9 protein-coding genes are annotated in these 14,698 nt (G+C 51.5%); 4 read left to right on the top strand and 5 right to left on the bottom strand.

The annotated features are described in order from the left end of the window. Window positions 1–137: 137 nt before the first annotated feature. From HK23_RS11365 to HK23_RS11355, 3 genes are read right to left on the bottom strand one after another with little or no spacing between them, the layout of a single operon-like run. On the bottom strand, window positions 138–1,778 hold the full coding sequence (locus HK23_RS11365; protein ID WP_086654066.1) for an efflux transporter outer membrane subunit: 1,641 nt from the start codon (window positions 1,776–1,778) through the stop codon (window positions 138–140). A 41-nt stretch (window positions 1,779–1,819) separates the two neighbouring features. Continuing rightward, a complete protein-coding gene (locus HK23_RS11360) occupies window positions 1,820–3,016 on the bottom strand; it encodes an efflux RND transporter periplasmic adaptor subunit (RefSeq protein WP_086654045.1) in 1,197 nt (398 codons plus the stop codon). After that, on the bottom strand, window positions 3,016–6,219 hold the full coding sequence (locus HK23_RS11355; RefSeq protein WP_086654044.1) for an efflux RND transporter permease subunit: 3,204 nt from the start codon (window positions 6,217–6,219) through the stop codon (window positions 3,016–3,018). Before HK23_RS11355 ends, HK23_RS11360 begins: the two co-directional genes overlap by 1 nt. Before the next feature lie 617 nt (window positions 6,220–6,836). Here HK23_RS11355 and HK23_RS11350 point away from each other — a divergent pair. Further along, window positions 6,837–7,115: a hypothetical protein gene (locus HK23_RS11350; RefSeq protein ID WP_086654043.1), complete on the top strand. Its 279-nt coding sequence runs from the start codon at window positions 6,837–6,839 to the stop codon at window positions 7,113–7,115. 128 nt (window positions 7,116–7,243) lie between these two features. Further along, a complete protein-coding gene (locus HK23_RS11345) occupies window positions 7,244–7,747 on the top strand; it encodes a YciE/YciF ferroxidase family protein (protein WP_086654042.1) in 504 nt (167 codons plus the stop codon). A gap of 196 nt (window positions 7,748–7,943) precedes the next feature. On the opposite strand, the gene HK23_RS11340 is transcribed toward HK23_RS11345, so the two are convergent. Then, the gene (locus HK23_RS11340) at window positions 7,944–8,240 is read right to left on the bottom strand and encodes a plasmid stabilization protein (RefSeq protein WP_086654041.1); all 297 of its coding nucleotides are present in this window, start codon (window positions 8,238–8,240) and stop codon (window positions 7,944–7,946) included. 162 nt (window positions 8,241–8,402) lie between these two features. After that, window positions 8,403–10,523, bottom strand: a complete 2,121-nt coding sequence (gene glgX, locus HK23_RS11335; RefSeq protein WP_086654040.1) for a glycogen debranching protein GlgX — start codon at window positions 10,521–10,523, stop codon at window positions 8,403–8,405. 229 nt (window positions 10,524–10,752) lie between these two features. Here glgX and glgA point away from each other — a divergent pair, with 229 nt between their 5' ends. Together glgA and glgB are read left to right on the top strand one after the other, a co-directional pair. Then, on the top strand, window positions 10,753–12,390 hold the full coding sequence (gene glgA, locus HK23_RS11330) for a glycogen synthase GlgA (protein WP_086654039.1): 1,638 nt from the start codon (window positions 10,753–10,755) through the stop codon (window positions 12,388–12,390). 51 nt (window positions 12,391–12,441) lie between these two features. Beyond that, window positions 12,442–14,670 (top strand): 1,4-alpha-glucan branching protein GlgB, encoded by a 2,229-nt coding sequence (gene glgB, locus HK23_RS11325; RefSeq protein WP_086654038.1) that lies wholly within the window; start codon window positions 12,442–12,444, stop codon window positions 14,668–14,670. The last annotated feature ends 28 nt before the right edge of the window (window positions 14,671–14,698 follow it).

The raw sequence follows: 14,698 nt of genomic DNA, 5'->3' as shown, positions 1-14,698 counted from the left end.
AGGTTTCTCTGTGAAACACCTGCGCAGAATGGCTCAGGCTCTCACAAACAATGGTGAGAGTATGACATGACCACCCCTGTAACGCAGGAGCATACAGAGGGTGGTCACGGAAATCAGATTGTTATGAGGCTAGGTAATCAGTTTTTAGAGGGCACCGACGTTCGGGATAATGTGCCGGCCATGGGCGGTGTCGGTGCGGCTGTTGTCAGATTCTCGTACTGTTCAGGATTGGGCGTAATATCAATACCACCAACGGGAGCAGGGTGATGCAATCCTTCATACTGAAAGCCTGTGAACGTCATGGTCTGATCAGGCGAGGGGAGGAGTTTGTCGTTCCAGCCACCACCCAAGGCACGAACCATGCCGACGGTGGCCTGAAGGGCACGGGCTTGCACCTGTGCCTGTTCAATACGGGCATCAAGCGTGTTGACCTGAGCAATCAAGGCATCCAGATAGCCGTCAGCGCCACCTTTATACAGTGTCATGGTTAAAGTCTGTGACTGCATTGCGGCCTCAACAGCCTGTTTCAGGCGGTTATTTTCTGCCCGAAGGCGTGCCGTCATGGACAGGCCGTTTTCGACATCTTTAAAGGCAGACAGAACCGCCATACGATAATGGTCGCGTGTTTCCCGGTAGTTTGACCATGTGCGTTGAAGCTGGGCTCTGCGCAGCCCCCCTTCAAACAGCGGCATAGTAACAGAGGCGCCGTAAGACCACATGCTGTTTGCCAGATTGGCCAGATCAAACCCGTTTGCGTCAAAGCCGCCATTCGCGTTGAAAGACACATGCGGGTAAAATGCGGCACGCGCAATCCCAATGGCCCGGTTGGCCTGCGCCATTTCACGCTCGGCGACGGCAATGTCCGGACGGCGCTGCAGCAGTTCGGACGGCATACCCAGCGGAAAAACAGGTTCCGCCGTATCCTGATCGGCAATTTCAGGGATATGAAAGGATGAAGGCGACGCATTGACCAGAACAGCCAGAGCATGTTCCAGCACTTCACGTTGTGCCTGCACATCCAGCTGGCGTGCCTGCGTCATGAAAAGCTGGTTTTTGGCGCGTGCTACATCAATGCCTGTTGCATCCTGATTATCAAGGCGTGTCTGCGTCACACGGAGTGCCTGCTGATAATAGCTGATGGATTGCTCATAAATAGCATTCTGTGCATCAAGCCCGCGGAGCGCAAAAAAATCGGTTGCCAGTTCGGCCTGAAGGCTAAGCCGGGCAGAGGCATACTGTGCTGCCTGTGCCTGTGCGTAATACTTCTGCGCCCGCACGCGGTTGCGAATAGAAGACCAGATGTCCGGCTCCCAACTGGCCATGCCTCCATAAAACTCATCCGTGGCGGTAATCGGCCCTTTGTAGCGGAACAGCCTGTCTGAAGAGCTTTTGTTGTTACTGGACCCAAATGCCAGTGCAAAGTGCGGTAGCAGGTCAGACCGGGCTTCCATAACAATGGATCTCGCCTGAACAAAACGTTCCGCTGCGGCTTGCAGGTCTGCATTGCCGTCCATCGCCTGAGCTTCAAGCGTATTCAGCGTTGGGTCATTGAACAGTGTCCACCAGTCAGACCGTATGACAGTATCCTGCGGCTGTGCCTCACGGAACAAGCCTTGCCCGTGCCAGGAGGCAGGCACAATGAAGTGAGGAGCCTGATAGGTTGGAGCCAAATCACACGCGCTAAGTGCCATCAGTGCCGCAAGAGTGGCACCTTTTGAAATCTGATGACGCAAGAAGGTTTTTCCGAGAAGAGATTTGGCTTTGTTAGCCACGAGCATATTCTTGTCGGGAGATGTCTGGGGGCCTGTAAGGATCATGCTCATTCGTCATCCTCCTCGTCACTGTTGCTGCTGGAAGCCAGATATCCTTTTTCTGGTACACTCAGGCGCACGGTCTGCCCCTCGAGAAGATCCGCCGGAGGGTTGTTGATAATATGGTCGCTCGGGCTCAATCCGGCATCCACTTCCGTATAGGCATCTGACATCCGGCCTACGGTTATATTTTTATAGTGGGCCTTGTTCTGCGGATCGACAGTGACAACCTGCATGCCTTTTTCCTGAAATACTAATGCTCCAGTTGGAATTGTATAAATTCCGCCTTCAGCAGGAGCGGAGAGCGAGACGCTGGCAAACGTGCCCGGCCACAATTTCTGGTCAGCATTATCGATTGTGAATTCTGTAACGGCAGTGCGGGTGTTCGGGTCATAGCCCTTGGCAATTGTCAGAAAATTGGCCGTAAAAACTTGGTTGGGATATTGGGGAACTATCACATGGGCTTTCAATCCCGGTTTCAGAACATAAGAGAAAACTTCTGGCACGGAGACGAAAAGACGCATCTCATGGGTATCAGCTACGGTAAACAGTTCACTGGCCGTGCCATTGGCGTTCAGATTGCCGCCCCCTGCGGCAACATAATCTCCCACACTGATGTTTCGGGCCGTTACAACGCCGTCAAACGGGGCTTCAATGGTTTTGAAGCGTTCAAGCGCGTCATAATGGTCCACATTGTGCTGGGCTGCCTCAAGCGCAGCACGGGCCGACTGTTCATTCGCATTCTGAACAGAAACAGACTGCCCCGATACCGCTTGTGATTTTCCCATTGAACGCCAACGGTTGGCCGTCACAGTGGCCAGTCCGTATTTCGCCTGCGCTACCTGAAGGTCAGCCTTGGCCTGTGCATATTGCGCGTCCAGCCCTGGCGCATTGATTTCCGCCAGGGTATCTCCTTTTTTTACTGGCGCGCCGTAATCCTTGTGCCACATTTTTACATAACCGGAGACCTGCGCATAAATGGGGGCTTCGTACCAGGCGTTAATATTTCCGGGCAGCGTCATTGCCAGTGTCGATGGCGCTGGTTTGGGTTGAACTACAGCAACATCGGGGACACTGGCATGGGTTGCATCAGCCTGGATCGTGACCTGATTACGGAGGTGCTGGAGTTCCAGATAAGCCACATATCCCACAAGCACACACAGCAGGGCGCCCATAAACAGACGGTTTTTTGTAAGTGCGGACATCAGACGGCCTCCTGCCCATTGTCATGGCCCGTTTCAGACGGACTGCGGTTTTTTGTATGAGAGGTATTGTGGAAAATTGCGTAAACACACGGCACAAACAGAAGCGTTGAAATCGTTGCGACAATAAGGCCGCCGATAACAGCCTTACCTAACGGTGCATTTTGCGAATTACTGGTCGCCATTGGCACCATACCGATCACCATGGCAGAGGCTGTCATAATAACCGGGCGGATACGTCCAAACCCGGCTTCTACAGCTGCAACAAGGGCGTTGCCGTGCAGGGAGAAACGCTCTTTCGCAAAAGAGACAACCAGAATGGAATTGGCCGTTGCTGTTCCCATGCACATAATGGCTCCCGTCAAGGCCGGAACAGAAAGGCGAGTTTGGGTCAGGAACAGGCTCCAGGCGATTCCGGCTAGTGCTCCCGGCAGTGCGGAAATAATGATGAAAGGATCAATCCATGACTGGAAGTTGATAACAATCAGCATGTAGATCAGCACAATAGAGACAACCAGCCCCGCAATGAGTTCTCCATACGCCCCATGCATTGTGACTGCCTGACCACGGATATCGACAGCGGCTGTTTGTGGAAGGTCTTTTTGCGTGCTGGCTACGGTTTGCTTCACTTTTGCCAGAACTGACCCCAAATCCGTGCCTTCAGCGGAAACATAGACATCAATTTCCGGCATGGAATTGTAGTGGGATACCTGGCCGGGTGTTCCGGTTGGCGTCACAGTGCTGATGCTGCCCAGAAGCTGCATATCTGTGCCTTTAGGGTCATTATCGCCTTTATCGACAGGGATAGTTAGCAAATCATTGTAATGGGTCAGCTGATCTTGTGAGACATAGACGTTAAGCGGAAACGTGATACCTGTTTTCGGGTCAAGCCAGTATTGGGGATCAACCGTCTGACTGCCAGAGAGTGTCATCAGTTCGTTATTGGCAATATCCGCTTCTGTCATGCCTGTGGCCTGACCAAATGTACGGTTGCCATGCACAAACAAGGTCGGTGTTTTCATGGTTTGCTGGATCACCACATCCGCCGTGCCGGGAATGGTGCGCAGTTTGTTCACCAAAAGGCGGGCATACTGATAATTGTCACGGATATCCGGACCAGAAACCTGAATATCAATAGGCGCGGGTGATCCGAAGTTGAGTATTTTTTCTGTCAGGTCAGCAGGTTGAAACGTAAAGACGCTGCCTGGGAACCTGGCCGATAAATCGCTTCGGAGCAGTTTACGATACGTCCAGACCGGAGATTCCTCATCCTTGAGCGAGATTGTCAGGTCACAATCCTGCGTGCCGATAGAAGGGGTTGGGATGAAAGCCTGATTATGAGGCCCTTCGGGCAAGCCACAGTTGTTGATGATGCCGGAGACTTTCCCCGGAAGGAGTTTCTGAATCCGGTCATCAACCAGAGAGACGATGCGGCCTGTTGTTTCAATACGCATACCCAGCGGCGTACGCATGTGCATCTGCATCATGCCTGATTTTACTTCCGGGAAAAAATCCTGGCCGGATATCAGGAACAATCCCATAGAAAGAACGGATAGTCCCAGAAAGCTCAAAGCGAAAATGCCACGTCGCGCAATGATACGTTCGAGCAATCGACCGTAGCCAGACCGAAAATTATGGAATGCGTGTTCAAACCGATTCTGAAAACGCCCCAGAAAACCTTTGGGGAGAGCAAGATGCTCATCACTGTGCAGACCCGGATGGACCTGCCCGGCCAGAAGATATTTGGCCATGGTCGGCACTAAGGTGCGTGACAGAATGAAGGATGCCAGCATGGCATAGACAATGGCTTCTGCCATAGGCATGAACAGCCAGCCGGCAACACCGCTTAACCGGAAGAGCGGTGTCCAGACAATGCAGATACACAAGGTTGATACCAGTGTCGGGACCACAATCTGGTTGGCTGCGTCAATAATCGCAGGCTCCAGCTCTTTGCCTTCTTCAAGGTGGGTATCAATGTTTTCAATCATGACGGTGGCGTCGTCCACCAGAATACCGACAGCCAGCGCCAACCCGCCCAGTGTCATGACATTGATAGTCTGACCGGACAGCAGAAGGCAGATAATAGCGGTGAGAATGGCCAGTGGAATGGATGTGGCGATAATAAGGGTGGAGCGCCATGACCCCAGAAATAGCAGAACCACAAGGCCTGTCAGAATGGCAGCCGTTACCATCTCACGCACAACATCCTTGATGGCATCTTTCACAAAAACTGATGCGTCACTAAGGAGAGAAATATGCACGTCAGGTGGAACAAGTTTCTGGAGGCGCGGGAGAAGTGCCTTGGTGCGTGCCACAACATCCAGTGTCGAAGCGTCACCACTTTTCATCACGACCACTTCAACGCCCTGACGGCCCTGAACCAGAACAAGGTTGGTCTGTGGGTGGCCGCCACGGTAAACCTGCGCCACGTCATGCACGTAAATAACGGCATTTCCAACGCGTTTGACCGGAATGTCGCCGAGTTCCTTCATGGAACGCGGGGTGGCGTTGGTCTGGACCATCCAGTCTGTTGTGGCGATTTTCTGATCGCCTGCCGGTAGCACAATGTTCTGTTTGCGCAGGGCATTCTGCACATCCATTGCTGAAAGATGATGTGCCTGTAACTGCTTCTGGTTCAGGGCAACCATAATAAAGCTGTCCATGCCCCCATAAGGATGAGGCAGAACTGCACCCGGAACTGTTACCAGAATGGGCCGAATACGCGTCATGGCGATTTTATATAGATCAGACGGGGTCTGTTTTTCAGAGGTGATCTGAAGGGCCAGAACGGGAACGGATGATGCTTCCAGCCGCATGACCATGGGGGCAGGGATATTGTCGGGTAACTGTTTGATAACAGTTTGAGAAATGGCCGTGACTTCAGCCTCAGCTTCCCCAATATCTGTGCCGGGCTGGAAATAGATGTTGACGATGCTCCTGCCATAATAGGAGCTGCTTTCCATATGTTCGATACCCTCTACCGTGGAGGTTACGGCCAGTTCGTAATTATAGGTGATACGGCCAGCAAATTCCTCAGGCAGCATGCCGCCGTATGTCCATACCACAGACACAACGGGAATCCGGATATTTGGAAACACATCGGTCGGAGCATTGAAAAGGGACAGCACACCAAAAGCGAGAATGAGCAGCGACAGGACAATAAATGTGTAAGGTCGCTTCAGCGCCGTCACAACGATGGCATTCATGCGTTTCCTTCCTTGCTGGGATCAGTGGAATTCACCGCACGATAGAATTGGAGTTATTCGAAAATCTTTTAAAAAAAATATTATTGAGATATATAAATTTTTAATAAATAAAATTTCAAAATGAATTTTCTTAGAGTTTTTACGATAGAAAATAATTTGGTGATTGTAGGTCTGTCGTCAGTCAATAATTCTCTAGTTTTGGGGCAAGACCGTTTTGGGGAATATTGCTGCGATAGCGATACCACACGACTGTGCTCAATAGAGGATATTGGCTGTCATGTTATAAATGGCGGCCTTATGGTCGGGCAGAAAATCCTTTATCGCCCCCCAACAGATCATCTTGTAATATCCCCTTTCTTCTCTGGTAAACAGGACGGCACACATTAGGGATAAGCAATGAGGGGAAAGCTAGTGACGCTACCGTAATTTAAATGAAAGGATCAATAATATTTCGATATAAGAAGAAAAACGTAAATTTTTATTTTAATCCTATGACATTTATTTATGAAATATTTGTAATTATCTTTTTGGTTTGGAACTTCATTTGCTCCACGGGGTTTGCCATGTGATGGCCAGACGAAGAAGGCCGTCTCTTCTCAGAAAAAAGGAATGGTAAAATGGCTAACCAAGGCGGTAACCATGACCAGCACAGCAAAGCTGGCGAGCAGAGCCACAAAAACACCGGTGGCACCCATACCGAAAAGAGCACAGGTGAGCATGGCTCCGGAACCCGGGGCGGCACGCATGAACAGCACGTTAAGGCTGGGGAGCAAAGCCATAAAAATACCACTGGGTCTCAGACTGAAAAGGGCACCGGTGAGCATAGCTCTGGCACCCGTGGCGGCACGCATGAGCAGCACGTCAAAGCTGGTCAGCAGAGCCACAAAAAAATCTGACGTTACGTCAGGTGCCGGGGGGAGCGGCAATGCTGCTGGTGCCCCCGGAGCCTCCATATTCCAAGCAGTCTGCCAAATGTTTTATATCCGCCAAACGGTAGATATATTTTTGGAAAGGAACTGAGAAAATGGGATTCTTTTCGAAACCTATAAACACTCTTGATGATTTGTTCGTGCATACTCTGCAGGATATTTACTATGCCGAAAACCAGATCGTTAAGAACTTGCCCATTATGGCCGAAGAGGCTTCCGACCCGGAGTTGAAGGCTGCCTTCCGACGTCATTTGACGGAAACAGAAGGGCAGGTGCGGAGATTGGAGCAGGTGTTTGAGCTCCACGGCCAGCCTGTTAAAGGTGTAACATGTCAGGCTATGGATGGTATCATCGCTGAGGCAAAGGATATCATTAGTGACTGTGATGATCCGGAAGTTCGTGATGCTGCTATGCTCTCGGCTGCTCAGGCCGTAGAGCATTATGAAATTACTCGTTATGGCAGCCTGATCGCCTATGCAACACAGCTTGGCCGCGCAGAGTGTGCAGCTCTTTTGCGACAGACGTTGGAAGAAGAAAAATCTGCCGATCAAAAACTGACCCGCATTGCTGAGAAAAGTGTGAATCAGCACGCTGTCTGACGGGGAAGTATTGTTTACAGCGGTTTGAGACGGAAAAAGTGGCGATATTGTTCTCTGTAAAATTTTCTGCCTAAATAAAGAAAATGAGTGAGGCAGATTAATGAAACGCGCCCAAAAGATCCTTCAACAAGGATGCTCAGAGACTATATCGCTACCTCACCGAGAAAAACAAAAAATCCTCTTCAATATGAAAAGGTTACTTGCTTTTCCGGGGTTTATCGCCTTTTTGTGTTGAAGCAGGAGGTCCCTCTGTCGGGCGATGAGCCGATGCATCGGCATTTTTCTTCCTGCTTTTTGGAGAGTGTTCAGGCGTCACGTCATGACCTCTGCCTGAACCGCTTTTTTTACCACCCCCTGTTTCCTTGTTAACGGTAGCCCATGCACGGCGCTCGGCCTCTTTTTCATTGACGCCTCGCTGCTCATAACTTTGTTCGATATGCTGTGCTTGTCTCTTCTGCTTGTCCGTATAGGAAGATTTGTCACCTCGAGGCATGATTTGTGCTCCTGTTGGTTTTTGTTAGATCATAAGAGACCATCCAGAGAAAAGTTTCCCAATAGAGACAATGAAAAATTCCCAGACCGTGCTAGATACTTAGTGCTGTCACTCTACGGGACGGTCGATCGTGAGGGATAGGAATGCCCCGCAATGTGGCTCTCAGGTTCCAAGAAGTTCAAAAACTAAAAGAGAGTATCCGGTTACGGTGAATAATGCTTTTTGCTGGAAAGTATTCTTCTCTATTTCTGCTCCATCATCCGGGCGATTAGTGTCGAGAAGCATCTTCCATGCGCCGCCTTCTGCTTCAGGAAGGGTAAATTCCACAACGTCATTCCAGCTGTTGAGGATGAGTAGGAGGGTGGCATCTGCACCGCGTTGGATGATACCGCTTGGCTGGGCGCGGCCATCCAGCATCAGGCCAAAACATTGCGCATGATCCCATTCTTCCTGCTGCATTTCCTGACCGCTGGCGCTAACCCACGTCAACTCCTTAACGTCGAGATCCTTATTGTAGGCTTCCGTCAGAAAACGACTGCGTCTTAAAATAGGAAAGCGTTTTCTGAGACTGATAACGCGTTGCGTAAAAGATTGAAGGCTCTTTCCTTCTTTTTCAATGGCCCAGTTCAACCAGGAAATCGCATTATCCTGACAGTAGGCATTGTTATTGCCATTTTGGGTGCGACCAAACTCATCGCCAGCCAGTAGCATGGGAGTGCCTTGGGAGAGCAGCAGGGTGGCCAGCATGTTGCGGCATTGTCTCCAACGCAGCGTGTTAATGGCGTCATCATCTGTAGGGCCTTCGGCGCCGTAGTTACAGGAGCGGTTGACGTTGGAACCGTCCTCACCATTTTCGCCGTTTTCCTGATTATGTTTATGCTCGTAAGAAACACAATCTTTAAGCGTGAAACCGTCATGCGCCGCAATGAAGTTGACACTAGACCATGCCTGACGTCCGCTATGGTTGAACAGGTCCGGACTGCCAAGAAGGCGTGTAGCTAAAGCGGAAGCACGCTCTTCAGTGCGCCAGAAATCTCTAACCGTATCACGAAATTTATCATTCCACTCTGCCCAGCTGGGAGGGAATTTCCCAACCTGATAGCCGCCAGGGCCGATATCCCACGGTTCTGCAATCAGCTTCAGGTGCGCTAAAGTCGGGTCTTGTCGGCAAACACGTAAAAAACCAGCTTCAGGATCGAAGCCCTCTTTTTCTCGTGCTAAAATGGTGCCTAGGTCGAACCGGAAACCATCCACCCCCATATCTTCGGCCCAGTAACGCAGGCTGTCTGCTACAAACTGTATGGCGCGCAAGTTCGTCAGGTTAAATGTGTTTCCCGTCCCGGTGTCATTAATATAATAGCGCAAATTATCAGGAATAAGGCGGTAGTATGAGGCATTGTCCAGGCCTTTAAAGGACAGCGTAGGGCCCAGCTCATTTCCTTCCGCTGTGTGATTATAGACAACATCCATAATGACTTCGAGACCCGCAGCATGGCAACTGGCCACCATATGCCTGAATTCTGTCGCCGGGTCCGCATGGTTGGCTGCGTAGCGTGTATCGGGGGAGAAAAAACCGATCGTATTATAGCCCCAGTAATTTGTGAGGCCCTTTTCTATAAGATACTGGTCATTGACAAAACTTTGAACGGGAAGAAGCTCAACGGAGGTTATCCCCAGCGACTTCAGGTAATCCAGCATTGAGCGATGGCAGAGACCGGCATAGGTGCCTCGCAGACGTTTAGGGACAAGCGGATTGGTTTGTGTGAAACCTTTGACGTGGGTCTCGTAAATAATGCTATCAGACCATCGTGTTTTCAGAGGTTTGTTTCTGCGGCGGGATGGTGTGGAAATAATACATTTTGGGATAAAGGGCGCGCTGTCCCGCTCATCAAAACTCAAATCAAGATCGGGATGACCTAACTGATAGCCAAACAGGGCAGGGTCCCATTGCAGACTGCCAGAATGTCCTTTGGCATAGGGGTCCAGCAGGAGTTTGTTGGGGTTGAAGCGGTGTCCGGCATCTGGCTCATAAGGGCCGTGGACGCGCAGACCATAAAGCTGACCCGGGTGCAGGTCCGGTATCCAGCCATGAAAGACCTGGTCTGTGTATTCAGGCAGGCGAATGCGGTCTGTTTCAGTTTTGCCATCCGTATCAAAGAGACAGATGTCGACGGCCTTAGCGTTCGCGGAAAACACTGCAAAATTGACGCCTGATCCATCATACGTGGCGCCTCGCTCCACGGGGTTCCCTTCACGTAAGCCTTGACGACGCGGAAAGCTCATGGGTGGCGGTCCAACTTAGCTCAGAATGCTCTGCCAGCTTCTCGCCCCATGGCGAAACCGTGGCATTCTTGAGGTGGTAACGCACTTTCAATGAAGAGATTTGATAACATAATCGTGTGCCGGGGACGTTCCGCCATAGCCAGCGTTTTTTGTTTGACCGTCTCTGACACCCAGCATCATGTCCGTCGGTGAACAGCGATACGACCAAGACACTCAAGAGGCATGAGCCATGACGCAGATCCCTGTTGCAATGCCGCCTGCTACTCTGAACGTCCTTTCCGTCGCTTCAGAAATGTATCCACTGATAAAAACCGGTGGGTTAGGGGACGTTGTCGGGTCTCTGCCGGCGGCGTTGATGCCTTATGGAATAAGAACCCATACCTTGCTGCCGGGCTATCCGTCCGTCATGAAAGGTCTGACAGAGCGGCGGATTGTAAAACAGTTTGAAAACGTCCTTGGGTATGCCGTGACCTTATGGGAAGGTGTCGCCAGAGGACGGTCACTTTTCGTAGTTGATGTTGCTGCGCTTTATGACCGGCCGGGGAACCCTTACGGAAGCCCGACGGGGCAGGACTGGCCCGACAATGGCATACGGTATGCCGTTCTGGCGCGCGTCGGCGCTTTTATTGCGCAGGGATGCCTGGAACATTGGCGGCCCGCTGTCGTGCAAACGCATGACTGGCAGGGAGCGCTCGTGGCGGCCTACCTGCATTATGATGGCGTAGAGGCTCCGCCTGTTTCCCACGTCATTCATAACCTCGCGTTTCAGGGCATTTTTCCGCGAGAGACTCTTGAAACATACGGCCTGCCATCAACGGCTTTTGCTCTGGAAGGTCTGGAATTTCATGGGCAGATCAGCTTTCTGAAAGCAGGACTTTTGTTTGCAAATAGTCTTACCGCGGTCTCTCCTACCTATGCGGAAGAAATTCAGACGCCCGAATATGGGATGGGGCTTGATGGTTTGTTGCGGACGCGCTCCGCTGCGTTGAGCGGTATTCTAAATGGTCTGGATCTCAAAGAGTGGGACCCTCTGACAGACCCGGCCGTGACCTTTCCTTATGCTGTGGGTGATACTGTTGGACGGCGTGCCAATAAAAGAGTTTTTCAGGCAGAGTTTGGTTTGCCGCAAAAGGCAGAGACCTTTTTACTAGGGCTTGTCAGCCGTCTGACAACCCAGAAAGGCGTCGATATTTTGGCTGAAATTGTGCCTCGCCTGTTTGAATGGGATGTGCAGCTTGCCATTGTCGGTGTGGGTGACCGAGAGATCATGCACTCTCTTGCGGAATTGCAAAGCCGATATCCGCATCAGTTAGCCTGCCACCTGAACTATAGTGAAATTTTGGGGCATAAACTGCATTCTGCGGTTGATGCGTCTCTTATTCCCTCTCGGTTTGAACCGTGTGGCCTGACCCAGATGCATGCTTTGCGCTATGGGTCTGTCCCGATTGCAGCGCGGGTCGGTGGTTTGTCCGACACGATTGTCGATGCCAACTCCGCAGCCATTTCTGAAGGTGTGGCAAACGGCATTTTGTTCGCACCGACCAATAGTGAAACACTTCTGGGCGCTGTGCGGCGGGCTTATACGCTGTTCCAGCAGAAGTCTGTTTGGGCACGCTTGCAGCGCAATGGGGCTCTTCACGATGTTTCGTGGGAAGGGAAGGCCGCTGACTATGCCAAACTCTTCAGAGAACTGGCTGGCTGCTCGTCCTCTTATAAAGCGCCACACGATGAAATTGCACCACGGCGCGGAGATGTTCTGAAACGCCCAGTGCGTACGCTGCGCAGAGTTCAGCCCGCGCGCATGCCGCCCGGTGGTTCGAGAAGTACAGGGCCCGAGAGCCTGAAGCGTACAGGCACCCACGCCTGACGTTACGATAAGCAGTCCTCTTATTGGCAGGATAAAGCGGTATGTATTGCAATGCTTTCTAATTCTACACCCAAAAACAGAAAAACAGCCGATATTGCTCTTCAGCAGCAGATTGAGGATCTGGCACACGGCGTTAGCTCCAATCCATTTGCCGTGCTGGGCCGCCATCCTGATGGGCGGGGCGATATTGTGCGCGTCTTTTTTCCGGATGCTCTTGAAGTCATGGTGGTCTCCACTCCGGCAAAAGGTCTCCCGCTTGAGCAGAAGATGTATCGTATTCATCCTCATGGTGTGTACAGCGCAACAATTCCCAAAAGGAGCCTGCGTTATTTTGTAAGGGTCAGATGGGCTGATGGCTGGCAGGATGTTGTTGATCCTTACAGTTTTGGAAAATTGCTGGGGGATCTGGATCTGCATCTGTTTTCAGAAGGGCGGCATCATTCACCCGATGAGATGATGGGCGCGCATTGTCTGGAAATAAACGGTGTGAAGGGTGTGCGTTTTACTGTCTGGGCCCCTAACGCACGCAGGGTTGCCGTTATTGGTGATTTCAACATATGGGATGGGCGACGTCACCCCATGCGCGTGCGGCATGGAGCAGGTGTCTGGGAGCTTTTTATTCCCGGCCTTAATGCAGGAGAGCGTTATAAATATGAAATTCTTTCTGCTGAAGGCAAGATTTTACCAGCAAAGGCGGACCCTTATGCGCGGTTTGCCGAAAAGCCGCCTGCAACAGCGTCACGGGTCGCAGGACCGCTGGCTTATGAATGGCATGATGCTGACTGGATGCAGAAAAGAGGTCAACGACAAGCGGTAAACTCTCCTATTTCTATTTACGAACTGCACGCGCCGTCCTGGAGGCTTCCGGATAGTGGAGAGCGGTTTATCTCATGGAGCAGTCTCGCAGATGCCCTTATTCCGTATATTCAGGAGCTTGGTTTTACACACATAGAATTGCTTCCGGTCACTGAATATCCTTTTGCGGGATCCTGGGGGTATCAGCCTGTCAGTTTATATGCCCCTACAGCCCGGCATGGTTCTCCGGATGACTTTGCAGCGTTTGTAGACCGATGCCATCAGGCAGGGATTGGGGTAATTATGGACTGGGTGCCTGCCCATTTCCCTTCTGACCCGCATGGACTGGCATGTTTTGATGGAACCCATCTGTATGAACATGCTGACCCGCAGGAGGGGTTTCATCAGGACTGGCACACTCTGATTTTCAATTTTGGCCGAAACGAAGTCCGCGGCTTCCTGCTGGGCAGCGCATTTTACTGGCTGCGACGTTTTCATATTGATGGCCTGCGGGTCGATGCCGTCGCATCCATGCTGTATCGCGATTACAGCCGTAAAGAAGGGGAGTGGAAGCCCAACATTTATGGGGGGCGTGAAAATCTGGAGGCCGTTTCCTTTTTTCATGAACTCTCAACGTTGATACGGGACCAGCATGAGGATGTGATGCTCATCGCGGAGGAATCGACAGCCTGGCCGGGAGTAACGGCACCGCCGGAAACAGGCGGGCTGGGGTTTCGGTTCAAGTGGAATATGGGCTGGATGCACGATACGCTCCGCTATATGCAAATGGACCCGCTCTGGCGCGGATATCATGCGCATGATCTGACGTTCGGCATGGTCTATGCCTATTCTGAACGATTTATTCTTCCTCTTTCTCACGATGAAGTTGTGCACGGCAAAGGCTCTCTTCTATCTCGTATGCCCGGAGATGAATGGCAGAAGCACGCTAATCTCAGATGTCTGTATGGGCTCATGTGGGCGTATCCCGGTAAGCAATTGCTTTTTATGGGCGGAGAGCTGGCGCAAAGAGAGGAATGGAACCATGACGGGCAGATTGCCTGGCACCGGCTGGAGGATGCCACTGGCAAAGGAATGCACGAGACTGTTGCAGCTCTTAATCGACTCTATCGTGCTTATCCCGCTTTATACGCAGGTGATTACAGCGATCACGGCTTTCAGTGGCTTATTACTGACGATACGCAGAACTGTGTTTTTGCCTGGGTGCGGCATGCGCCTGACGCTGCCCCTGTTCTGATTGTCTGCAATATGACGCCCGTGCCGCGCTATAATTACCGCATTGGCGTGCCACACACCGGATACTGGTACGAAATCCTCAATACTGATGCCTCGTGTTTTGGCGGTTCCAATGTTGGGAATGCCGGAGGGCTGCAAGCGCAGGATGTGCCTGCTCATGGAATGCCAGCCTGTGTCGTGGCAACGCTTCCGCCTCTTTCGGTTCTTTATTTTAGTCCGGTTGCCCCATAGGCATTTGCCCTCATTCAAAAGGCTTCTG

It is taken from the genome of Acetobacter malorum (genome assembly GCF_002153605.1).
Classification (GTDB): domain Bacteria; phylum Pseudomonadota; class Alphaproteobacteria; order Acetobacterales; family Acetobacteraceae; genus Acetobacter; species Acetobacter malorum_A.
The sequence above is the reverse complement of the archived record's forward strand: the minus strand, read 5'-3'. Positions and strand labels throughout refer to the sequence as shown.

Coding starts and splice junctions, on each gene's coding strand:
- HK23_RS11365 (WP_086654066.1), bottom strand. CDS start 1,778: ATGCTCGTGGCTAACAAAGCCAAATCTCTTCTCGGAAAAACCTTCTTG.
- HK23_RS11360 (WP_086654045.1), bottom strand. CDS start 3,016: ATGTCCGCACTTACAAAAAACCGTCTGTTTATGGGCGCCCTGCTGTGT.
- HK23_RS11355 (WP_086654044.1), bottom strand. CDS start 6,219: ATGAATGCCATCGTTGTGACGGCGCTGAAGCGACCTTACACATTTATT.
- HK23_RS11350 (WP_086654043.1), top strand. CDS start 6,837: ATGGCTAACCAAGGCGGTAACCATGACCAGCACAGCAAAGCTGGCGAG.
- HK23_RS11345 (WP_086654042.1), top strand. CDS start 7,244: ATGGGATTCTTTTCGAAACCTATAAACACTCTTGATGATTTGTTCGTG.
- HK23_RS11340 (WP_086654041.1), bottom strand. CDS start 8,240: ATGCCTCGAGGTGACAAATCTTCCTATACGGACAAGCAGAAGAGACAA.
- glgX (WP_086654040.1), bottom strand. CDS start 10,523: ATGAGCTTTCCGCGTCGTCAAGGCTTACGTGAAGGGAACCCCGTGGAG.
- glgA (WP_086654039.1), top strand. CDS start 10,753: ATGACGCAGATCCCTGTTGCAATGCCGCCTGCTACTCTGAACGTCCTT.
- glgB (WP_086654038.1), top strand. CDS start 12,442: ATGCTTTCTAATTCTACACCCAAAAACAGAAAAACAGCCGATATTGCT.